The organism is Actinoplanes sp. NPDC051851 (genome assembly GCF_040681165.1).
Classification (GTDB): Bacteria; Actinomycetota; Actinomycetes; order Mycobacteriales; family Micromonosporaceae; genus Actinoplanes.
Genome location: NZ_JBFAYF010000006.1, coordinates 213,056 through 234,452 on the forward strand (window position 1 = coordinate 213,056; position 21,397 = coordinate 234,452).

Annotated in this window: 24 protein-coding genes and 1 tRNA gene; 16 read left to right on the forward strand and 9 right to left on the reverse strand. The window is 71.1% G+C overall.

The features are described from left to right. Positions 1-165 precede the first annotated feature (165 nt). The 11 genes from AB0M08_RS09070 (at position 166) to AB0M08_RS09120 (ending at position 8,996) form a co-directional block, all read left to right on the forward strand. Positions 166-768: a hypothetical protein gene (locus AB0M08_RS09070; protein WP_364490733.1), complete on the forward strand. Its 603-nt coding sequence runs from the start codon at positions 166-168 to the stop codon at positions 766-768. Between the two features lie 91 nt (positions 769-859). Then, entirely contained in the window at positions 860-1,612 is a 753-nt protein-coding gene (locus AB0M08_RS09075; RefSeq protein ID WP_364490735.1) for a uracil-DNA glycosylase, read from the forward strand. 49 nt (positions 1,613-1,661) lie between these two features. Next, complete coding sequence (locus AB0M08_RS09080; RefSeq protein ID WP_364490737.1) at positions 1,662-2,363, forward strand: DUF4129 domain-containing protein; 702 nt, start codon at positions 1,662-1,664, stop codon at positions 2,361-2,363. After that, positions 2,360-2,935 (forward strand): hypothetical protein, encoded by a 576-nt coding sequence (locus tag AB0M08_RS09085; RefSeq protein ID WP_364490739.1) that lies wholly within the window; start codon positions 2,360-2,362, stop codon positions 2,933-2,935. Before AB0M08_RS09080 ends, AB0M08_RS09085 begins: the two co-directional genes overlap by 4 nt. Positions 2,936-2,948: 13 nt before the next feature. Continuing rightward, the gene (locus tag AB0M08_RS09090) at positions 2,949-3,938 is read left to right on the forward strand and encodes a MoxR family ATPase (protein WP_364490741.1); all 990 of its coding nucleotides are present in this window, start codon (positions 2,949-2,951) and stop codon (positions 3,936-3,938) included. 26 nt (positions 3,939-3,964) lie between these two features. Continuing rightward, positions 3,965-5,257, forward strand: a complete 1,293-nt coding sequence (locus tag AB0M08_RS09095) for a DUF58 domain-containing protein (protein WP_364490743.1) — start codon at positions 3,965-3,967, stop codon at positions 5,255-5,257. A 2-nt stretch (positions 5,258-5,259) separates the two neighbouring features. Then, positions 5,260-5,823: a hypothetical protein gene (locus tag AB0M08_RS09100; protein ID WP_364490745.1), complete on the forward strand. Its 564-nt coding sequence runs from the start codon at positions 5,260-5,262 to the stop codon at positions 5,821-5,823. A gap of 98 nt (positions 5,824-5,921) precedes the next feature. After that, entirely contained in the window at positions 5,922-7,292 is a 1,371-nt protein-coding gene (locus tag AB0M08_RS09105) for an NAD(P)/FAD-dependent oxidoreductase (RefSeq protein ID WP_364490747.1), read from the forward strand. A gap of 55 nt (positions 7,293-7,347) precedes the next feature. After that, a tRNA-Leu gene (locus AB0M08_RS09110) sits at positions 7,348-7,430 on the forward strand. 211 nt (positions 7,431-7,641) lie between these two features. Continuing rightward, positions 7,642-8,481 (forward strand): Bax inhibitor-1/YccA family protein, encoded by an 840-nt coding sequence (locus AB0M08_RS09115; protein WP_364490749.1) that lies wholly within the window; start codon positions 7,642-7,644, stop codon positions 8,479-8,481. A gap of 191 nt (positions 8,482-8,672) precedes the next feature. Beyond that, a complete protein-coding gene (locus AB0M08_RS09120; protein WP_364490751.1) occupies positions 8,673-8,996 on the forward strand; it encodes a hypothetical protein in 324 nt (107 codons plus the stop codon). A 99-nt stretch (positions 8,997-9,095) separates the two neighbouring features. On the opposite strand, the gene AB0M08_RS09125 is transcribed toward AB0M08_RS09120, so the two are convergent. The 4 genes from AB0M08_RS09125 to AB0M08_RS09140 form a co-directional block, all read right to left on the reverse strand. Beyond that, positions 9,096-9,560: a GNAT family N-acetyltransferase gene (locus AB0M08_RS09125; RefSeq protein ID WP_364490753.1), complete on the reverse strand. Its 465-nt coding sequence runs from the start codon at positions 9,558-9,560 to the stop codon at positions 9,096-9,098. Between the two features lie 69 nt (positions 9,561-9,629). Next, positions 9,630-10,874, reverse strand: a complete 1,245-nt coding sequence (locus tag AB0M08_RS09130) for an acetyl-CoA C-acetyltransferase (RefSeq protein ID WP_364490755.1) — start codon at positions 10,872-10,874, stop codon at positions 9,630-9,632. A 79-nt stretch (positions 10,875-10,953) separates the two neighbouring features. Then, complete coding sequence (locus AB0M08_RS09135) at positions 10,954-11,742, reverse strand: SGNH/GDSL hydrolase family protein (protein WP_364490757.1); 789 nt, start codon at positions 11,740-11,742, stop codon at positions 10,954-10,956. Between the two features lie 43 nt (positions 11,743-11,785). Further along, positions 11,786-12,796 (reverse strand): SGNH/GDSL hydrolase family protein, encoded by a 1,011-nt coding sequence (locus AB0M08_RS09140; RefSeq protein ID WP_364490759.1) that lies wholly within the window; start codon positions 12,794-12,796, stop codon positions 11,786-11,788. Between the two features lie 145 nt (positions 12,797-12,941). Between AB0M08_RS09140 and AB0M08_RS09145 the strand changes: the two genes are divergently transcribed. The 3 genes from AB0M08_RS09145 (at position 12,942) to AB0M08_RS09155 (ending at position 15,111) form a co-directional block, all read left to right on the forward strand. Next, the gene (locus AB0M08_RS09145) at positions 12,942-13,286 is read left to right on the forward strand and encodes a YkvA family protein (protein ID WP_364490761.1); all 345 of its coding nucleotides are present in this window, start codon (positions 12,942-12,944) and stop codon (positions 13,284-13,286) included. A 3-nt stretch (positions 13,287-13,289) separates the two neighbouring features. Beyond that, positions 13,290-14,648: a cystathionine beta-synthase gene (locus AB0M08_RS09150; protein ID WP_364490763.1), complete on the forward strand. Its 1,359-nt coding sequence runs from the start codon at positions 13,290-13,292 to the stop codon at positions 14,646-14,648. Positions 14,649-14,778: 130 nt separating this feature from the next. Next, a complete protein-coding gene (locus AB0M08_RS09155) occupies positions 14,779-15,111 on the forward strand; it encodes a hypothetical protein (protein ID WP_364490765.1) in 333 nt (110 codons plus the stop codon). Positions 15,112-15,479: 368 nt separating this feature from the next. Here AB0M08_RS09155 and AB0M08_RS09160 read toward each other — a convergent pair whose 3' ends face one another. The 4 genes from AB0M08_RS09160 to AB0M08_RS09175 all read right to left on the reverse strand — a co-directional run bounded on the left by AB0M08_RS09160 (position 15,480) and on the right by AB0M08_RS09175 (position 19,782). Continuing rightward, positions 15,480-15,983, reverse strand: a complete 504-nt coding sequence (locus AB0M08_RS09160; protein ID WP_364490767.1) for a GNAT family N-acetyltransferase — start codon at positions 15,981-15,983, stop codon at positions 15,480-15,482. A 216-nt stretch (positions 15,984-16,199) separates the two neighbouring features. Beyond that, positions 16,200-17,093, reverse strand: a complete 894-nt coding sequence (locus AB0M08_RS09165; RefSeq protein ID WP_364490769.1) for a ribonuclease Z — start codon at positions 17,091-17,093, stop codon at positions 16,200-16,202. Between the two features lie 278 nt (positions 17,094-17,371). Further along, a complete protein-coding gene (gene ppk2, locus AB0M08_RS09170) occupies positions 17,372-18,331 on the reverse strand; it encodes a polyphosphate kinase 2 (protein ID WP_364490771.1) in 960 nt (319 codons plus the stop codon). Then, the gene (locus tag AB0M08_RS09175) at positions 18,328-19,782 is read right to left on the reverse strand and encodes a CYTH and CHAD domain-containing protein (RefSeq protein ID WP_364490773.1); all 1,455 of its coding nucleotides are present in this window, start codon (positions 19,780-19,782) and stop codon (positions 18,328-18,330) included. Before AB0M08_RS09175 ends, ppk2 begins: the two co-directional genes overlap by 4 nt. A 121-nt stretch (positions 19,783-19,903) precedes the next feature. On the opposite strand from AB0M08_RS09175, the gene AB0M08_RS09180 reads away from it, so the two are divergent. Continuing rightward, complete coding sequence (locus tag AB0M08_RS09180; protein WP_364490775.1) at positions 19,904-20,068, forward strand: hypothetical protein; 165 nt, start codon at positions 19,904-19,906, stop codon at positions 20,066-20,068. Between the two features lie 43 nt (positions 20,069-20,111). Here AB0M08_RS09180 and AB0M08_RS09185 read toward each other — a convergent pair whose 3' ends face one another. Continuing rightward, positions 20,112-20,423 carry a hypothetical protein gene (locus tag AB0M08_RS09185; RefSeq protein WP_364490777.1) on the reverse strand — a complete coding sequence of 104 codons (312 nt, stop codon included), beginning with the start codon at positions 20,421-20,423 and terminating at the stop codon, positions 20,112-20,114. 232 nt (positions 20,424-20,655) lie between these two features. Between AB0M08_RS09185 and AB0M08_RS09190 the strand changes: the two genes are divergently transcribed. Continuing rightward, positions 20,656-21,396, forward strand: coding sequence for a hypothetical protein (locus AB0M08_RS09190; RefSeq protein WP_364490779.1), 741 nt, complete (start codon positions 20,656-20,658; stop codon positions 21,394-21,396). The last annotated feature ends 1 nt before the right edge of the window (position 21,397 follow it).

The following is a 21,397-nucleotide window of genomic DNA, read 5'->3' on the forward strand; positions in this document are numbered from 1 at the left end:
GTGTCGGCGATTGCGGCACGGCCGGACGTTTTCCCAGCAAACGCACAGCGCCTACCGATAGGGCGTTCATAAACGCAGGTGGAACGGGGTCGCGAGGGTGCTTAACACGCATTAATCTCCCGGGCCAGCGATCGATTGTCGATCGGCCCGGAAAGGAACACCCCCATGTCAGACCCGGTCGTGCCGCCCGCCGGCGCGCAGAGCTTCCCGCCGCCGAACGCCGGTGGCCCGGCGCAGCCGGTCGCCTACCCGGCGCCGAACGCCGGTGGGGAGTATCCGCAGCCGAACGCCGGCGCCCCCGGCTACCCGGCGCCCGGTACCCCCGGATACCCGCCGCCCGGCTCGCCCGGCCTGAACCCGCCCGGCGCGGTCCCGCCCGCGCCCGAGGAGAAGTCCAAGGGCAAGGTTCTCAAGATCGTCGGCGGTGTCGTCGTCGCGATCGTGGTCATCGCGCTGAAGCTCGGTGCGGTCGCGGGCGTCCGCGCCCTGTTCCACGAGGACCCGACCGGCGACGCCAAGGTCGGCGACTGCGTCACGGTCGGCGACGACCTGAACGAGACCTCCGCCGAGGTGGACGCGAAGCAGGTCGACTGCGCCTCCGCGGACGCCCAGTTCGTCATCCTCAGCCGGATCGAGGGCGACACCAACGTGGACGGCACCGGCTGCGACGCCACCTTCGAGACCGGTCTCAAGGAGGGCGAGGAGGGCGCGATCGTCGCCAGCTACGAGGGCGACGGCTACCTGCTCTGCCTCAAGACCAAGGCCTGATCGCGGTAGCACCACCCGTGTGTGCGGGGCGCCTCCCGGGGCGCCCCGACCCGGTTGCGGGGCACGTGACCCGGGATGCTCTTCTGGACGTGTGCTTCCGTCCAGCGACTCACCGCGTACCCCGGAGACGGTTGTCGCACAGGCGGCCGGGTCCGCCTCACTGAGCGTGCTGGACGCCCGGATCGCGGATTGTTTCGCCTGTCCGAGACTGGTCACCTGGCGCACCGAGGTGGCCGCCATCAAGCGCGCGTCCTTCCGTGACCAGGATTACTGGGGACGGCCGGTGCCCGGGTTCGGTGCGCCGGACGCGGAGATCGCGATCCTCGGCCTCGCGCCCGCCGCGCACGGCGGCAACCGGACCGGACGGATCTTCACCGGCGACCGCTCCGGTGACGTGCTCTTCGCGGCGCTGCACCGCGCCGGCCTCGCCAATCAGCCGACCAGCGTCGCCGCCGACGACGGCCTCACGCTGCGGCACACCCGGATCTTCGCGGCGGTGCGATGCGCGCCGCCGGAGAACAAGCCCACGCCCGCCGAGCGCGACACCTGCGCTCCGTGGTTCCAGCGCGAGCTCGAACTGATCAAGCCCACCCTGCGCGTCGTGGTCACGCTGGGTGCCTTCGCCTGGGCCGCGTGGTGGCCGGCACTGACTGTCGCGTACGGCCTGCGCCCGCCGGTCCCGCGCCCGAGGTTCGGACATGGTGCCGAGGTTCACCTCGAGGGTGCGCCCCCGCTCCTCGGGTGCTTTCATGTCAGCCAGCAGAACACGTTCACCGGCAGGCTCACCCCCGACATGCTGGACGACGTGTTCGGCCGTGCGAAGGCTCTGGCGGGCCTGGCATGATGCGTGTTCTGCACGATTTCCCTCGAGTTTTGGATCTGAGCCCGCCCGGATGGATCTGAGCACCTATCGCCGTTGGTGGCCCCTGGCCGCCGTCTTCGTGCTACTCCTGGTCACCTCGCTGGCCGCCACCCGTTCCTCGCCCCAGCTGGATCGGATCACGCCCGAGGAGACGCTGCCGACCACCCAGGCACCACTGCTGCCGCCCACCGAGCACCCGTCCGCCGCCGCCACCTCGGCGCCCGCGGTCGAGGCCGCCGAGGGCCTGCCCGGCTGGGTGGGCACCGCAGCCCTGGTGGTGCTCGCGATCGTGGTGCTGGTCATGGTGGTCGTGCTCTCGACGGCGCTGTTCCGGGACGCGTCCCGCCGCCGGGGCCGCCGGGGTGGCAAACACGGTCCGCGCCGGGCCCGTACGGCCGAGGACCTGGTCGCCGCGCTCGACGCCGGTCTGGAGGAACTGTCCGACACCGACCGTGACCCGCGCCGCGCCGTGATCGCCTGCTGGGTCCGGCTGGAGGAGGCCGCGGCCGCCGCCGGCACGCCCCGGCACCCCGGGGACAGCCCCACCGACCTGGTCGGCCGGCTGCTCGCCGAGCACCAGGTGGACGCGGCCGTGCTCGCCGGGTTGCTGGAGGTCTACCGCGAGGCCCGCTACGCCACGCACACCGTGGACGATCAGATGCGGTACCAGGCCCGTACGGCGCTGGAGCGGGTCCGCGCCGACCTCGGCGCGGAAGCGGGGGTCCCGGCATGAGTGACGGTGGTCTCGAGAATCTCTTCGGGATGACCGAGGAGCCGGAGCAGGCGCCGGCCGAGCGCACCCGCAAGCGGCGTCACCCGGCCGTCCGGCTGCTCGGCGAGGCGGTGCTGATCACGCTCGCCACCGTGGTCGTGGTCGCCGCGCTGCGGGCCGGCGGGATCCACATCTCGCTGCTGCTGATCGTGGCCACCCTGGGCGGCCTGCGGCTGGTCACCATCGGGGCGTGGGCGGTCCGCCCGCCGGCGCAACCGAAGGGCCGGGCGCGCTCCGGATCGGCCGCGAACGCCGTCGACGACGTGCTCCGGGCCTCGGTGCGCCGCTGGGAGCGCAACCTGAACCAGGCGCAGTCCGACCCGGACGTCCATGCGCGTAGCCTTCTGCCGGTGCTCGCGGAGATGGCGGACGAGCGACTGCGTCTCCGGTACGGCATCACCCGGGCGAGTGACCCGAGCCGGGCCCGGGAACTGCTCGGTGAGCACACGTGGGCGGTCCTCGCCGATACGGGGCGGCGGGCGCCGAAGGCACGGGATCTTGAGACGTACGTTGAAGCTCTGGAACGACTGTGAGAAAGGTGCGACGGTGACGCAGGCTCTTCCCCCGTACGAGGTCGGGCGGCTGGCCGGAGCGGTACTCGACGCCGTCGGCACGGTGGTGGTCGGCAAGCGCGACTCGCTCGAACTGGTGCTGGCCGGCATCCTCGCCGGCGGGCACGTGCTCCTGGAGGACCTGCCCGGTCTCGGCAAGACGCTGACCGCCCGGTCGTTCGCCCAGGCGCTGGGCCTGGACTTCCGGCGGCTGCAGTTCACTCCCGACCTGCTGCCCGCCGACGTCACCGGCTCCTTCCTGTACGACCAGCGCAAGGGCGACTTCGCGTTCCGGGCCGGCCCGGTCTTCACCAACATGCTGCTGGCCGACGAGATCAACCGGACGCCGCCGAAGACCCAGTCCGCACTGCTCGAGGCGATGCAGGAGAAGCAGGTCTCGGTGGAGGGCGTGACGTACCGCCTGGACCCGCCGTTCCACGTGCTCGCCACCGCCAACCCGATCGAGTACGAGGGGACGTACCCGCTCCCCGAGGCGCAGCTGGACCGCTTCCTGCTCCGGGTCTCGTTCGGATACCCGACGGCCGAGGAGGAGTGGGAGGTGATGCGGCGCCGGATGTCGCGGCGTCAGGAGGAGTCCCAGCTCAACCCGGTGGTGAACGCGCAGACCCTGCAGGCCATGCAGGGTGCTCTGGAGTCGGTGACGGTCGAGGACTCGATCGGGCGGTACATCGTCTCGCTCGCCGCGGCCACCCGGGAGCACAGCGCGGTCCTGGTCGGCTCCTCGCCGCGCGGTTCGCTGGCCCTGCTGCTGCTCGCCCGGGCCCGCGCCGCGATGTCCGGCCGTGACTACGTGGTGCCGGAGGACGTGAAGGACGTGGCGATCCCGGCGCTGGCCCACCGGATCACGCTGCGCCCGGAGATGTGGCTGCGCCAGGTGAACCCCTCCTTCGTCGTGCAGGAGGTGCTCAACGCGGTGCCGGCACCGGCGAGCGGGGCGCTGCCCACCTACGCGCGGCACGACTGAGAGCCGACCATGACCGAGAGCCGAGCATGACCGAGACCTGGGCACCCACTCGGGCGCTGAGCAGGTCGGTGCTGCTCACCGGCCTGCTGATGCTGCTCGGGGTGATCCTCGGCCGGGTCGACCTGGTGCTGCTCGCGGCGCCGTTCGCGATCGGCGCGGCCTGGCACCTGAGCCGCCGCCCGCGCGCGATGCCCGAGGTGGCCATCACCGCCGACGAGTCCCATCTGGTCGAGGGCGGCGAGGTCGCCGCGGGCCTCACCGTCTCCAACACCGACCTCATCCCGTACGACCTGGTGGTGGTCCGGACGCGTACCTCCCGCTGGCTGAGGCTGGAGCACGCGGACCGGCCGTTCGCGCTCACCGTCCCGTCGGACGGCTGGGCCGCGATCGACCTGCCCGGCGAGGCGCTGCGCTGGGGCCGACAGGACGTCGGACCGGCCGCCGCGCGCGCCGCCGCCTGCGGAGGGCTGCTCGCCTGCCGCCCGGTGGTCACCCCGGCGCGCGGCGTGCGGGTCTACCCGACCACCGAGCCGTTCCGGGCGACCGAGGCGATGCCCGCCGCGGCCGGTCTGGTCGGCGCGCACCGCTCCCGGCGTCTCGGCGAGGGCGGCGAGCTGGCCGGCGTACGGCAGTTCGCCCCGGGTGACCGGTTGCGCCGCATCGACTGGCGGGTCTCGCTGCGTACCCGTGACCTGCACGTGGCCTCCACCCTCTCGGACCGGGACGCCGAGGTGCTGCTCCTACTCGACGTGCTCGGCGAGGTCGGTCTCTCCGGCGGTGTCCGGGGCGGCTCGTCGGTGCTGGACACCACGGTCCGCGCCGCCGCGGCCGTGGCCGAGCACTACCTGCACCGCGGCGACCGGGTCTCGCTGCTGGAGTACGGCGCGACCGCTCGCCGGCTGCGTGCCGCCTCCGGCCGGCGCCAGTACCTGACCGTTCTCGAATGGCTGCTCGACGTGCACGCCGACCCGGTCGACGAGCGGTACGAGCCGGCCCTCGGCGCCCACCACATCTCCACGTCCGCGCTGGTCGTGGTCCTCACCCCGCTGCTCGACCCGCGCGCTGCCGACATGCTGGCCCAGCTCACCCAGGCCGGCCGGTACGTGGTCGCGGTCGACACGCTGCCGCCGGACGAGGCACCGCCGGTCCGCAACCAGTGGACCCCGCTGGCCACCCGGCTCTGGCGCATCGAGCGGGAGAACGTGCTCGGCCGACTGCGTGAGCACGGCGTACCGGTGGTGGCCTGGGCCGGCGCCGGCAGCCTCGACCAGGTTCTGCGTGACGTGGCCCGGATGGCCGCCGCACCGAGGGGGCGCTGACTGTGCTTGCCGCGATCGTCCGGCGTCTCCGGGGTGCGCGTACCGTCCTGCGCCGTTTCACGCTGATCCCGCTCATCGTCCGCTTCGGGATCGGCGTCTGCGGGCTGCTCGCGATGGCGGTGGCCTGGCCGGCCTCCCTGCTCTCCAGCGAGTACGTGGTACCCCTGGTGGTCGTCGCGCTCTGGCCGGCCTTCGCGCCGCGCGGGCGCAGCGCCACGGTCGCCGCGCTGATCACGGTCGGCGGCTGGATCGTCGACACCGCCGGGTACGACTCCCGGATCGCCCTGTGGCGGGTGATCGCCCTCGCCGCGGCGCTCTACGTCGGGCACACCCTGACGGCCCTCGCCGCGGTCCTGCCGTACGACGCGGTGGTGAATCTGGACGTGCCGGGCCTCTGGTTGGGAAGGTCCCTTCTTGTGGTGTTGGTCTCGGCCGTGCTCATCGTCCTCGCCCTCGGACTCACCGCCGACCTGGTGGGAGACGCATTTCAAGTGGCGACATTGATGGGATTGGTCGCTGCGACGGCTGTGACACTTCTCCTAGCACGTCTGGCCAGGCGAGGCTGAAATTACTGCGACTTCTGTGGCTTACGACACTTGACTTTCCACGTTGCGATGGTCACAGAACAACGCATGAAATGGCTCACGCGCGCGACAATAGAGCCGTGAATCCGCCGCGCATAGTCGTCGTAGGAGCAGGTCACGTCGGGCTTTACACCGCCCTCCGCCTGTCCAAGAAGCTGAACCGGAACCACGCCGAGGTCGTCGTCATCGACCCCGTTCCGCACATGACCTACCAGCCCTTCCTCCCTGAGGCAGCCGCCGGTAGCATCTCGCCGCGCCACGCCGTTGTGCCGCTGCGTCGTGAGTTGAAGAAGTGCCGCATCGTCTCCGGTGAGGTCACCAAGGTCGAGCACGCCCGCAAGACCGTGACCATTCAGCCCATCGACGGTCCTGCCTACGAGATGGCGTACGACCACATCATCGTGGCGCCCGGCTCGGTGTCGCGGACCCTGCCCATCCCGGGTCTGAGCGAGATCGGCATCGGCCTCAAGACCATCGGCGAGGCCATCTACCTGCGTAACCACATCCTGGACCGCCTCGACGTCGCGGCCGTCACCCCCGACCCCGAGGTCCGCAAGGCCTCCCTGAACTTCGTCTTCGTCGGCGGTGGGTTCGCCGGCATCGAGGCGCTCGCCGAGATGCAGGACGTGGTCGCCGACGCGCTGAAGTACTACCCGGAGCTGGACCCCAAGGAGGTCCACTTCGTGCTGGTCGAGGCGACCAACCGGATCCTCCCCGAGGTCGGCCCCGAGATGGGCGCGTACGCTGCCCGCCAGCTCGCCGCCCGCGGCATCGACCTGCGGCTCGAGGTCTTCCTCAAGTCCTGCGTCGACGGCCAGATCGAGCTCTCCGACGGTGACTCGTTCCGCGCCGAGACCCTGGTCTGGACGGCCGGCGTCAAGCCGTCGCCGATGCTGGAGCAGACCGACCTGCCGCGCGGCCCGCGCGGGCACGTCAACTGCCTGCCCACCCTGCAGGTCGCCACGCTGGAGGGCGAGGTGCTCGAGGGCGCCTGGGCCGCCGGCGACTGCGCGCAGGTGCCCGACCTGACCAACCCGGGTGGCTGGTGCTCGCCGAGCGCCCAGCACGCGGTGCGCCAGGCCAAGGTGCTCGCCGACAACATCCGCCAGGTCGTCCTCGGCGGCGCCCCGGTGGAGTACCGCCACAAGCACGTCGGCGGCGTCGCGGGCCTCGGCATCAACAAGGGCGTCGCGCACGTGTACGGCATCAAGGTCAAGGGCTACCCCGCGTGGCTCATGCACCGCTTCTACCACGTGAGCCGCATCCCCTCCTTCAACCGCAAGGTCCGGGTGCTCGCCGACTGGGTTCTGGCTTTCGTGCTCAAGCGGGAGACCGTGGCGCTGGGCCAGCTGCACCACCCGCGCGAGGAGTTCCTCGAGGTCACCCCGCCGGTGGCGCCGAAGGTCGAGGAGAAGAAGGCCGACGAGAAGGTCGCCAGCGGATCCCGCTGACGGCAAGGCCGTTCCCCACCATCCGGGCGGCACCAGCTACGGTGTTCGCAGGACTGCCCGGGTGGTGGAATGGCAGACACGGCCGCCTTAAAAGCGGCTGCCTCACAAGGCGTGCGGGTTCGAGACCCGCCCCGGGCACGGATAACGAAGCGGTCGCGGCATTATGTCGCGGCCGCTTATTGTTTGGGCGTTTTGTCCCACGTCGCGGCTACCATCGGCCCCCCATCCGCACCCATGACACCTGTCATTTTCAGACTGCTCACAGCTTCGGGGAGCGCCGGTTCATGCGCGGAGCGCTTACCCTTGAACCACAGGCATGGTGCCGGAACCTCAAGGGAGGCTGGACACAGTGAAATCATCGAACCCGGTGCTCTCGCGCCTCGGCCAGGCGGCCGAGCGGGAGCGCTCGTCCGGGTACGGGTCCTACGGGCCGGCCGGCGCGGGTTACGGTCAGCCGGGCTACGGGCAGCCGTACCCGACCGCGACGGATTACCCCGCCGCCCCGCCTGCCGTGCGGCCGATGACCATCGACGACGTCGTCGTCAAGACCGTGACCCTCCTCGGCATCACCGGCATCTCGGCGATCGCCGCGTGGAACCTGATCCCGGTCGAGATGACCGGCGTCGCGTGGATCGGCGCCGCGATGGGCGGCCTGGTGCTCGGCCTGATCATCTCGTTCATGCGCATCGCCAACCCCGCGCTCGTCATCGCGTACGCGATCGTCGAGGGTGTCTTCGTCGGCATGGTGAGCAAGGCCTACCAGGACATCTTCGGCTACCAGGGCATCGTCCTGCAGGCGGTGGTCGCCACCTTCGGCGTCTTCTTCCTGATGGCGGCGCTCTACCGCGCCCGGGTCATCCGCGCGACACCGAAGTTCACCCGCGGCCTGATCGCCGTCATGGGTGGCCTCTTCATGGTCATGCTGATCAACTTCGTGCTCTCGATGTTCGGCGTCAGCACCGGACTGCGCGACAACGGCCCGCTGGGCTACATCTTCAGCCTGGTCTGCATCGTGGTCGCGGCGCTCAGCTTCATCCTCGACTTCAACCAGATCGAGGAGGGCGTCCGGATGGGCCTCCCTCAGCGCTACTCCTGGACGGCCGCCTTCGGCATCCTGGTCGGCCTGATCTGGCTCTACCTGGAGATCCTGCGCCTGCTGAGTTTCCTGCAAAGCGGCGGCGACGACTGACCTGCGGCCAGCCCCGCCACTCCCCACAACGCCCGGCCCGTCTCCCCACGGACCGGGCGTTGTCCCGTTCCTCCACCCGCCCGTCCCTGCCGCCCGCCGCCCGCACCGGCCGCGCCGCTTGCCGCCGCTGCCCGCCGCCTGCCGCAGCCCGCCGCCCGCCGCCGCTCGGGCCGGGTCGGTAGGCTCGCCGGGTGACCGACTTCGTGACCGCCGTCGAGCGGCTGCTGGGCCAGATCGGCCACTGGGAGGAGCGGCGCTGGCAGGGCGCCGCGACCGGTGCCGCGCCCGCCACCGGTGGGTCGCGTGCCGATCTCGTGCGCGGCCTGGTACAGCGGCTCGCCGACCTGGGCGCCGCGGCCGAGCGGCGCGCGCCACGTCCGGTCCCGCGCATCCACGACCTGGTGCTGCCGGACCAGCTGCGCGTGATCGCCGACGACCTCACCGCGGCGAACCCGTCCGGCGACGTCCTCCGCGCCGCGACCGCGGCGGTCGACGAGGTCCGCGCCGCCCTCTGACCCGCGCCGCCTTCCTCGCCGGCCGCGCCGCCTTCCTCGCCGGCCGCGCCGCCTTCTTCGCGGCCGCGCCGCCTTCCTCGCTCGCGGCCGCGCCGCCCTCTAACCCGCGGTCAGTGACAGGTTGAGCAGGTCCAGGCCGGTGACGTGCCGGAAGCCCAGCGAGGCGTAGAGAGCCTGGGCCGCGGTGTTCTCCGGCTCGGTCTGGAGCGAGACACGCAGCGCCCCGGCGGTCCGGGCCTCGGCGATCACGTGGTCCAGCAGCAGGCGGGCGACGCCGCCACGGCGCTGCTCCGGCGCGACGAACAGATCGCGGATCATGCAGACGGTCCCCAGCCGCAGCGAGGCCGGCTGCGCCACTCTGGTGATCAACCCGGCGGCCCGGCCGTCCTCCCGCACCGCGACGGTCATCGCCATCCGGCCGCTGCTCAGCTGCGCGGTGAGCCAGTGCCGGGTGCGCTCCGGCTGCGCGGTCTCGCCGTAGTGCACCCGGTACTCGTCGAAGAGCGCCGCCGCCGGCCCGAACGAGGCGTCCCCGCTGATCACGTCCGCAATCGAGATCGTCATTGTTCGATCATTCAACGCGGCGGGCCCGGCGCGTGAGAGCGGCCGGGCCCGGGCGTACCCAAGAAGGAATCAGCTGAGGCGCTCGATGACGAGGGCCATGCCCTGGCCGCCGCCGACGCACATGGTCTCCAGGCCGATGGACTTGTCGTGCCAGGAGAGGGAGTTGAGCAGGGTGCCGGTGATACGCGCGCCGGTCATGCCGAACGGGTGGCCGACCGCGATCGCGCCGCCGTTCACGTTGAGCTTGTCCAGCGGGATGCCGAGGTCCTTGTAGGAGGGGATGACCTGGGCGGCGAACGCCTCGTTGATCTCGAACAGGTCGACGTCCGAGACGGACATCCCGGCGCGCTGCAGGGCCTGCTTGGACGCCTCGACCGGGCCGAGGCCCATGATCTCGGGGGAGAGCGCGGTGACGCCGGTGGAGACGATCCGGGCGAGCGGGGTGACGCCGAGCTCGCGGGCCTTGGTGTCGCTCATGATGACCACCGCGGCCGCGCCGTCGTTCAGCGGGCAGCAGTTGCCGGCGGTGACCCGGCCGTCGGGGCGGAACACCGGCTTGAGCTGCGAGGTCGCCTCGATGGTGACGCCGGGGCGGGGGCCGTCGTCCTTGGACACGACCGTACCGTCGGGGAGGGTGACCGGGGTGATCTCGCGCTCCCAGAAGCCGTCGGCGATCGCCTTCTCGGCCAGGTTCTGCGAGCGTACGCCGAACTCGTCCATCTCCTCGCGGGAGACGTTCTTGATCTGGGCGAGGTTCTCGGCGGTGTAGCCCATGCCGATGTAGATGTCCGGGAGCAGCCCGTCCTCGCGCGGGTCGTGCCACACGCTGCCGCTCTCCGCGCTGGTCCGGGTGCGGGCCTGGGCCTCGGCGAACTCCGGGTTCTCCCAGCCGCCGCCGAGCAGCGCGGCGGCCGCGGAGGGCAGGCCGTCGGAGCTGCCGCGGGCGAAGCGGGAGACGGTCTCGACACCGGCGGAGACGAAGATGTCGCCCTCGCCGGCCTTGATCGCGTGGAACGCCATCCGGGTGGTCTGCAGCGAGGAGGAGCAGTACCGGGTGATGGTCGCGCCGGGCAGGCCGTCCAGGCCGAGCTTGGTGGCGACCACGCGGGCCATGTTGAAGCCCTGCTCGCCGCCGGGCAGACCGCAGCCGAGGTAGAGGTCCTCGATCAGCGTGCGGTCGAGCTGGGGCACCTTGTTCAGTGCGGCGTCGACGATGGTGGCGGTGAGGTCGTCGGGGCGCAGGTCCTTCAGTGAGCCCTTGTGGGCGCGGCCGATCGGGGAGCGGGCGGTGGCGACGATGACAGCTTCCGGCATGCGCTCAGTTTACTCGCGGGTAACATGGTCGGAAGGGTGAATTTGTCACACGCCGGTCACCGAGCGTGCCGAAGTGCCGTCATACCCCGCTCATCGCGGCCCTGAGCACCGCCGGGTAGAGCGCGTGCGCCCAGACGCGGTACCCGTCCGCGGATGGGTGGAAGCCGTCGTAGCAGAGTGTCCCGGCGTCGGCCCGGAACACCGCACCGGTCTCCGCGGCCAGGTCGACCACGATCCCACCGGCCTCGCGGACCGCCGCGGCCTGAGCCTTCGCCGTACGCCGTCCGAGCGCCCCGGCGATCTGCCGCAGCGGCGGCGCCATCGACCGCAGCGCACCGAGGTCGGGGCAGGTGCCCACCACGACCCGTACCCCGGCGGAACGCAGGCGGCGGACGGCCTGGCCCAGATGACCCGCCGCCTCCTCGGGCGCGCGCAGCGGCCCGGTGTCGTGCGACCCGATCAGCACCACCGCGACGTCCGGACGGTCGCCGAGCAGCGCCCGGGCCACCTGGGTCGCGAGATCGCTGGACCGGGAGCCGGCCACCCCGACGCTGGAGAGCAGCACGTGCCGCGGACCGGACTCCGGGGTGCCCTCGGCGACCAGGCGGGCCAGCTGGCCGCCGACCGTGTCGGAGAGCCACTCCACGCCCACCCCGACCGCGGCCGAGTCGCCGAGCAGCACCAGGCGCAGCGGCGGCGCGGTGAGCGGGCCCATCGAGGTGCGCAGCGCGAGACCCATGGTCGGCTTCGCATACCGGCGGGCCTTGGCGGCGAGCGCCTCGCCGGCCAGCAGGGCGACCCCGCCCAGCGCTCCGGCGAGCAGGCCCGTGGCCGCAGCCTTGGTCATTCGTACCGGCAGACCCGCCATGTCCCGCCTCCCTGCTCCAGCGACTCGATGATCCTTCTTCGTCCTACCCTACGGCGCGAACGGCACTCGTCGCGCCGGCCGGCTTCCCGAACCAGTGCCGGGACTCCCCGAACCAGGGATGCCGCCGCAGCCGCGCCCACCGGTGGCCGGTGGTCACCGGGCTGACCTCGGTGCCCGGTGCGCGGACCGCCTCGGAGGCGGCCTCGGGCAGGGTGAGCACGTCCTCGGCGGCGGGCGCGACCGGCCGGTGGTCCTCGCCGAGCGCGGCCATCACGGTCGGCATCATCACGGCCGCCGCCCGGGCGTAGCCCTCCGCCGACGGGTGGAACCGGTCCGAGCTGTACATGCGCACCGGGTCGGCCTCGAACATCGGGCCGAGCAGGTTGCCGATCGAGACCGTACGCCCGCCGGCCCGGACCACCGCGACGGTCTGCGCGGCCGCGAGCTGGCGGCTCCAGCGCCGGGCCAGCCAGCGCAGCGGGGGCTTGATCGGCTGGATCGCGCCCAGGTCGGGGCAGGTGCCGACGACCACCTTGCAGTCGGCCTCGCGGAGCCGGGTGACGGCGTCGGCGAGGTGGCGGACGGCGGCCGCCCGCGCCGAGACGTGCGTGACGTCGTTACCGCCGATCAGGATGATCGCCAGGTCCGGCGCGTACTCCAGTGCCGCGTCCACCTGCCACGGCAGGCCGGAGGAGATCGAGCCCACCACGGCCAGCCGGTGCAGCCGTACCGGACGGCGCAGGCGGCGGGAGATCCCGGTGGCGAAGAGCGCGCCGGGCGTCTCCCGTGGGCGGTGTACGCCGTACCCGGCCGCCGACGAGTCACCGAGGACGACCAGGGTGATCGGCTGCCCGGGGAACTTGGCGCCGTACACGCCGTCGCCGCGGGGCGGGGGTGCCTCGGCCATCGGGATGATCCGCCGGGCGTCCGCGGCCTGCCGCATCAGGAGGCCCGCGGAGAGTGCGGTGACACCGGCCAGCGCGCCGGTCACCTGGCCGGCGACGCGCCCGGCCTGCTTGATGCGCCGCCAGTCCGCGGCATTGAGGTCGTTCACAGTCTCCCCCGTTGTAGCTCGAAGGGAACCTTCCGGCGTGCCCTCTGATCGGCGGGTGTCGCCGGGATTCGAGGCTAACTCGCGACCGCGAGAGGCAATCATGGCGGACCCAGGTCATGCTGGAGTTGCGGAAAGGGGAACAAACATGGCTAGAACTCTGAAACGTGCGGCGGCGTTCACCGCCCTCGGTCGTGCGCTGATGTCCGGTAGCAAGGGCGGCCCGACGCTGGGCAAGCGTGTCGGGGCGATCCCGCGGATGATGAAGGCGACCGCCAAGGGCCACTACGACGGCGGGATGCGGCTGGCCCTGATGGCGGCCGGTGCCGCGTACGTGATCTCGCCGATCGACGCCGTACCGGAGGCCTTCCTCTGGGTCTTCGGTCTCGTCGACGACGCGGTCGCGGTGACCTGGCTCGCGGGCGCCGTGCTCAGCGAGACCGAGCGCTTCCTGGAGTGGGAACGGGAGATCGGCCGCGTGGTCGTAAAGTAAAGCGTGCGCTATTACGACAATGTAGTCGAGATGATCGGCAACACCCCGCTGGTCCGATTGAACAGCGTGACCGACGGCATCAGTGCCACCGTGCTGGCCAAGGTCGAGTACCTGAACCCCGGTGGCTCGGTCAAGGACCGGATCGCGCTGCGGATGGTGGAGGACGCCGAGAAGGCGGGCCTCCTCAAGCCGGGTGGCACGATCGTCGAGCCGACCAGCGGCAACACCGGTGTCGGCCTGGCCCTGGTGGCCCAGCGACGCGGGTACAACTGCGTCTTCGTCTGCCCCGACAAGGTCAGCGAGGACAAGCAGAACGTCCTGCGGGCGTACGGCGCGGAGGTGGTGGTCTGCCCGACCGCCGTCGCGCCGGAGGACCCGCGTTCCTACTACAACGTCTCCAACCGGCTCGCCACCGAGATCCCCGGGGCGTGGAAGCCGGACCAGTACAGCAACCCGGCCAACCCCCGGTCGCACTACGAGGACACCGGCCCCGAGCTCTGGCGGCAGACCGAGGGGAAGATCACCCACTTCGTCGCGGGCGTCGGCACCGGCGGCACGATCACCGGTGTCGGGCGGTACCTCAAGGAGCAGGCGAACGTCCGGGTGATCGGTGCCGACCCGGAGGGCTCGGTCTACTCCGGCGGCACCGGGCGGCCCTACCTGGTCGAGGGCGTCGGCGAGGACTTCTGGCCGACGGCGTACGACCGGGAGATCACCGACGAGGTGATCGAGGTCAGCGACTCCGACTCGTTCGAGATGACCCGGCGCCTGGCCCGCGAGGAGGGCCTGCTGGTCGGCGGCTCCTGCGGGATGGCCGTGGTCGCGGCGCTCGAGGTGGCCCGGAAGGCCGGCCCGGACGACGTGATCGTGGTGCTGCTGCCGGACGGCGGCCGCGGCTACCTTTCCAAGATCTTCAACGACAAGTGGATGGCCCGGTACGGCTTCCTCCGTTCCCAGGAGGGCACCCCGACGGTGGCGGACGCCCTGGCCGGCAAGGGCCCGGCGATCCCGCCGCTGGTGCACGTCCACCCCACCGAGACGGTCCGCGACGCCATCGACTACATGCGGGAGTACGCGGTCAGCCAGCTGCCCGTCCTCAAGGCGGAGCCGCCCGTGGTGACCGGCGAGGTGGCCGGCTCGATCTCGGAGAAGGCGCTGCTCGACGCGCTCTTCACCGGGCAGGCCCACCTGGCCGACACCATCGAGCGCCACATGGGCGAGTCGCTGCCGATGATCGGTGGCGGCGAGCCGGTCGCCGAGGCGGTGGCCCTGCTGGAGAAGGCCGACGCCGCCCTGGTCCTGATCGACGGCAAGCCGGCCGGCGTCCTCACCCGGCAGGACCTGCTGGCCCACCTGTCCTGAGTGGATTCGTCCCCGGGGGCGCGCCGATCGCATCGATCGGCGCGCCCTTTCCATATCGCTGGTTACTGATAGTCGCCGCAATCGCACAGACAGTCCGACCGGCCGATGGTCGGATGCTGTTGTATGTGTCGTGACGGAGCTGAACTTCTCCCGGACGGAGGGGTACGGAATGGTCGACCTCGACCAGGCACCACCCGCCGACATCGTGGACCGTCTGCTGTGGCGGGACGCCCAACAGATGCTCGGCCGCCACACGGCGGGCGGCGCGGACGACAAGTGTGTCTGGTGTGGATGGCGCTGGCCGTGTTCCGCCCGCCGCCTCGCCGAACGAGCCGACGCCGTCTCGCGCCGTCCGTGGCGTGAGGCGTGGACGTTGCGCCACGACCTCAACAGCATGCCGGTCTCGATGACCGACCGGGGTCGTACCGACGTCAACCACAACCACCGGAGGTACCACGACTGATCCACCGACTCGGACGTCGCCGACGAGCTTGACCGTCCCCCGGCAAGCCACGGCTTCCCGGCCCGGCCCGACGTCTCCCGGCGGTGACGCCGGGACGCCCCGCCAGCGTTCCGGTATTCCCGCGCCCAAGCCCGCTAGCGATCGGAAACACGGTTCGGCACGCCTCCGCCGATCCGCGCCTCCGGCCAGGCGCACCCGATCGTCAGCGGGGCGGTTGGCGGGAGTGCGTGACCACAGGTTCCCCCGCATTCAATAGGTCGCGCACTCCCGCCCAACCAGCGTTCTTCTTTGTTCTGGTTCGGGCCAGATCAAAGGCTTCGGGCCAGATCAAAGGCTTCGGGCCAGATCAACGGCTTTTCCGGTACGCCTCAGAGCGGGTGGGCGTAGCGCAGTTGGGGAAGCGACCGCCCGTTGATGGGCCCGACGCGCGAGCCGCCGTCCGGAACCCAGCCGCCGTTCTCGTAGAACGTCCGCGCCACCACGTTGTCCTCCAGCACCCAGAGCACCGCCCGGTCGCCACCGGCCTCCGCCAGCCCGGCGAGCGCGTCGATCATCAACGTCCGCCCGACCCCGGTCCCGACCCGCTCCGGCGCCACGTGGATCGCGTAGAGCTCGACCGCGCCCTCCGTCTCGCTCGGCCCGACGTAGGTGAAGCCGACCAACTCCCCGTCGTCCTCGGCGAGCGTCATCCGGTGCGTCTCCCGCTCCCATCGGAACCGCTCGGCCCACCACTCGCCGAGCGCCTCGTGCCCGCGAGAGGTGAAGGCGTCGGCCGGAAGCAGATGCGCGTACGCCGCCGCCCGCGACCGATGGTGGAGTACGCCGACGTCGTTCTGATCCGCTTCGCTCGCCAACCGCAGCCGCACGTTCATTCTCCGACAGTAGCCGCGCCCTCGCTTCGTCCACAGGCGCAGCCCGTCCACAGGCCACCCGCAAAGATCCACAATCCTGGCCATACTGCTCAGCGGGAGGTGGTTCCCCCTTGGAAGGGTGGGCCTGGGTGTTCGGGCCTGGCCGTTCGGGCCTGGCCGTTCGGGCCTGGCCGTTCGGGCCTGGCCGTTCGGGCCTGGCCGTTCGGGCCACTATGGTCAGCGGCGCGTGGGCACCGGCACCCGCTGCAGGTCCTCGGCGACCACGATCGAGCCGTCGAACTCCGTGCGGGCCTCCTCCAGGAACCGCCCCGCGTCCGGATACCGCTGCGAGAAGTGCGTCAACACGAGCAGCCGCACCCCGCACTGCCGGGCCACCGCGCCCGCCTGGCCGGCCGTCAGATGCCCCACCTGGGCCGCCATCTCGGCGTCCTCGGCGAGGAACGTCGACTCGATCACCAGCATGTCCACGCCGCCGGCCAGGGCGAACACGTTGTCGCAGAGCCCGGTGTCCATCACGAACGCCATGCTCTGCCCGCGCCGGACCTCGCTGACCTGCTCGATCGTCACGTCGCCGAGCCGTCCGGCGCGCTGCAGCTCGCCGACCGCCGGCCCGCTGACGCCGTGCTCGGCCAGCAGCGCCGGGATCATGCGACGCGCGTCCGGCTCCACCAGGCGATACCCGTACGTCTCGATGGAATGCCGGAGCGGCAGAGCGGTGAGCCGCCCCGCGGAGGTCTCCACGCCGAAGCCCGCGCCGACCGGCGACGGCACGATCTCGGCGTTGTCCCAGTAGCTGGTGGCGTGCCGGAGCCGGTCGTAGTACTCCTGGCCGCCCGCGGGGTAGTGGACCGCGACCGGGTGCGGCACCCTGTCGAGCGAGATGCGCTGCAGGATGCCGGGGAGGCCGAGGCTGTGGTCGCCGTGGAAGTGGGTGATGCAGATCCGCCGGATCGGGGTGACCGGCTGCCCGGCGAGCAGCAGCTGGCGCTGGGTGCCCTCGCCCGGGTCGAAGAGGATCACCTCGTCGTCCCAGCGCAGCAGGTAACCGTTGTGGTTGCGGTGCCGGGTCGGCACCTGGCTGGCCGTACCGAGTACGACGAGCTCGCGCATGAGATTCCCCCGGACATGAAGCGACCCCCGGGGACTTCCACGCTCGCGAACGAGCGTGGTCCGGTCGGACTAGGCCGGATCCCCGGGGGTCGGGTGGCTGTCTGGTACTCGCCGGCCGTTGCCACACGGTCTCGACGCTTAATACGAAGCTGTCAAGGACAGCGGCTAGCGGACAGCCACCTCACGAGTCCCGTTGCTATACAACTTCGGACCACCTCCCTTCACGTGTACGGCCACGTTAGCCAGCCGCGGGCGGCCCCGCCAACGATTTAAAATCACTAGAGGCGGGGGAATACCCGAGGACCGTTATCGGTCGACTCGACCACCAGCGAGGCCGGCCCGACGATCAGCGGATCGGGGGTGCCGAGCACCTCGGGGTCCTTGCCGGTGTAGTCGAAGCGGTGCAGCACGTGCCGCATCGCCTCCAGCCGGGCCCGCTTCTTGTCGTTGCTCTTCACCACGGTCCAGGGCGCGTCGGCGGTGTCCGTGTAGAAGAACATCGCCTCCTTGGCCTCGGTGTAGTCGTCCCACTTGTCCAGGGACTCCAGGTCCATCGGGGAGAGCTTCCACTGGCGTACCGGATCGACCTGCCGGATCGCGAACCGGGTGTGCTGCTCGGCCTGGGTCACCGAGAACCAGAACTTGACCAGGTGGATGCCGGAGTTGACCAGCATCCGCTCCAGCTCCGGGGTCTGCCGGAGGAACTCCAGGTACTCCTTGCGGGTGCAGAAGCCCATCACCCGCTCCACGCCGGCCCTGTTGTACCAGGACCGGTCGAAGAGCACGATCTCGCCGGCCGAGGGCAGGTGCTTGATGTAGCGCTGGTAGTACCACTGGGTGCTCTCCCGCTGGTTCGGCTTCTCCAGCGCCACCACGGACGCGCCGCGCGGGTTCAGGTGCTCCATGAACCGCTTGATGGTGCCGCCCTTGCCGGCCGCGTCCCGCCCCTCGAAGAGGATGACCAGCCGCTCGCCGGTCTCCTTGCACCAGTTCTGCAGCTTCAGCAGTTCGATCTGGAGCAGCCGCTTGTGGTGGTCGTACTCGGCGCGGGACAGCCGTTCGTCGTACGGGTAGTCGTCCCGCCACGTGTCGACCGGGCTGCCGTCCGCCCGCAGCAGGCGAGGGTCGTCGTCCTCGTCGTCGACGACCCGGTATCCGTTCAGCTCCGCGATCGGCCCCGCGTACGGGTTGCCGACCGCGTCCTCGTAGATCCCGTTCTCATGGATCTCAGTGCTCATGCCCTCACCAGCCATCGACGGACCTTCTTGCGCCGCGATGCCCGCACCAGCGCGGGCACTTCGAGAAGAGTCTCCTTACCCACCTGCTCCTGGCGGCCGTAGAGAACCCCGAAATCGAAACTGTCCGAGCCGATTTCACGCAGTGTTTCCCTGGCGATCGCCGAGTCTTGATGCGCGCCGAGCCCGTCCTGCAATGCGGTCAGCGCCTTGACGAGCCGCTTGGCGGGCTTCCCGTGCGCCGGGGCGATCACCTCGACGGCGTACCGGGCCTGCTTGTAGGTCTTGCGGGCCTCGTGCAGGCGCTCGTCGACCCCGGAGGCGACGGCGGCGTCCAACCGGGCGTCCGCCTTCTTCAAGATCTTTCGGGTACGCCGTGCCGGGTCGGACGGCGCGTCGCCCGGGTCGTCGACGAGCTCGTCGATCCGGTCCAGCAGGTCGAGGTAGCGGTCCGCGTCGAGTGCCGCGCCGAGTTGCTCGCGGCCCTCGTGCACCCGCTGCTCCAGCGCGGCCCGGATCCGCTCGGCGACCTCGGGAAACTCCACGCCGGCGAGCAGCTTCCCGGTCAGTACCTGCGGGTCCCGGACGCCGCCGAGCATCCGGGCGAGCCAGCGTAGCTCCGGGTCCACCTCGGTCCGCGCCGTCTCCGGGAACCAGCGCCGGTACGTCTTCAGGGTGCTGCGCAGGCGCCGGACGGCGACCCGCATCCGGTGCACCGCGTCGGCCTCTCCGGCCCGGGCCGCCGGGTCGTATCCGACGATGGCGTCGCGCTGCTCACGGGCGTACGCGAAAACGGGGTTGACTCTGCCCTTGGGGCCACGCAGAGAATCGAGTCGCCGGGCGAGGGCCCGCGCGACCTTGGAGGGACCCGCGGCATGACTGGCACCGGCGGTGAGCAGCAGTCCCTCGACGCCGTCGAGGACCTCCTCGCCGCCGTCGACGAGCTCGACCTCGATCTCCTGCCACGCGCTCTCGTCGTCGCCGGCCTCGGCCCGCACCCGATCCTGCGCGACCAGGGCGAGCGTGCGGCCCTCCACGTCCAGGAGCGGCGTCTCCACCCGGTGCGTGACCAGGCGCGCGACGGGCCCCAGCGGATGCCGCCGGACGATCGGCCGGACCAGGCGCACCAACTCGTCCGGCACCTCCCGGTCGTGCTGTCCGGGCTGGCCGCCCTGATCGGGCTGGCCGCCCGGGTCGGGGATGCGGTGCTCGGTGCGCCCGGAGCCCTCGTCCGGCGTCTTCAGATGCCATCCGGCGTCGTTGCCACCGGAGCGCCGCCGTAATGTCCGGCGACTTTTCATCAACCGCAGATCATCGGTGTCGAAGTAGGTGGCGTCGAGATCATGTGTCTCGGCGCCGCCGGCCCGGGCGATCCCAGCCACGCCGGCCAGGTCCGGAAGCCGGAAGGTCTCGGGGACGTCGTATTTACGCTCGGTCTCGGTGGCGATCTCCACGGAATCCATGGTGCCCGTTCCGGCGCCTCTGACACAGGGATGTCCTTTACACAGTCTTGGTCACAGGGATGTCTCAGGTTGGCCTGGCATGGTGATGGGCCGCAGAGGTTAGGAGTAGTGCATGGAGAAGTCCGAGCGTCGCCCCGTCTCTCTCGCCGGCCTGCGTCTGATCGGTGCCGGAGCAGTCCTCGGCCTGGCCCTCGCCGCGCCGATCAGCCCCGCACAGGCCGCCCCGCCCCGCCCCGACTCCACACCGGTCGCGGAACACGACACCCCCAAACCCTGAGATCCCCTTCTCCGGTACGCCGTGGAGCGCCGGCCCGCCGTGCTCAGAGCGGGCGGCCACCGCGGCTGCGCAGGTAGAGCGCCCGCGCGAAGTTGGCGGTCGCCGCGCCGTAATACATCGACGCGAGACCCACGTGAAAGCTGTTGTTGGAGATCGCGTTCTTGGCGTTGACCGACGCCGACCAGCGGATCTCGGCATCCGACTTGCTGATGCCCTTCCGCAGGCACCGCAGCATGTTCATCTCCTTGCCGGTCCGGAACGTCTCCATCGCGGCCTCGGCCTCCCGCATCATGGCCCGCGCCTGCTCGAGCATCGACTCGGCGATCGCCCAGGATTCCCGCTCATCCTCATTCAAGAAAACCGGCCCCATCGACCCACCTCCCACTGACCCTCACTCCCCGAGTGTGGTCACGATTTCGGGACATGTCGATTTTTTTAGACCCCTCGCGTGAATTCAACCCCCACGCCTTGCGCCCTCTCGGTGACGCAGAGTGCCTCTTCGGCGGATGGGGAGCCGACGCCGATCTGCGGATGCCGCAGTTCCGTATCACCCGGTGAACATGTGAGCCCTGACGTAGGGAGACCTGGTGCGCCGAGCTGTGCTGATGAGCCGTCCGTGGTTGACCTGCTACGCCGCGGCCGCGGTGCTCGTGGCCCTCGCGGCCTGCGCGCCGGCCTCGGCCGGCGGGTCGCCGAGCACGACGGGTCCGGCGGTGGCGGCGACCGGCGAGGATGCCGGGAGCGAGTCCGGGACGACCGGTGCCACCGACCCGAAGTGCACCAGTGCCACCAAGGTCGTGATCACCCGGAGCGGTGGGACGTACGCGTTCAGCCCGGCGAGCCTCACCATCGAGCGCGGCGCCGCGCTCGCGGTCACCAACCGGTCCGGCTCGCCACGGAGGCTGTCGGCCGGTCCGGACGCGGGCATGGTCACCAGCGTCGTCGCACGCGGCGAGCGCCAGATCGTTCAGTTCCCGGACGAGGGCACCTTCGAGGTGGAGAGCGCCGGTGCCGTGCTCCGGCTGACCGTCTCCGGCGACAGCGGGTGTGCGGCTCCGGCACACGAGTTGACCATCGTCTCCACGTCGTCCGGCGACTACGCCTTCGAACCGGCGACGGTCACGGTGGCCGCGACGGAGAACTTCGCCGTCACGAACCGGTCCGGCACGGCCCAGACCATGGTCTGCGGCGAGGACGACGACGGGAACGACTCCCGGATCGCCAAGGGCGAGACCCAGCTGCTCGCTCTCGACGAACCGGGCCGCTACACGTGCACCAGTGCCCAGCACGCCAGCGCGACGGTGACCATCACGGTGACGAAGGACTAGT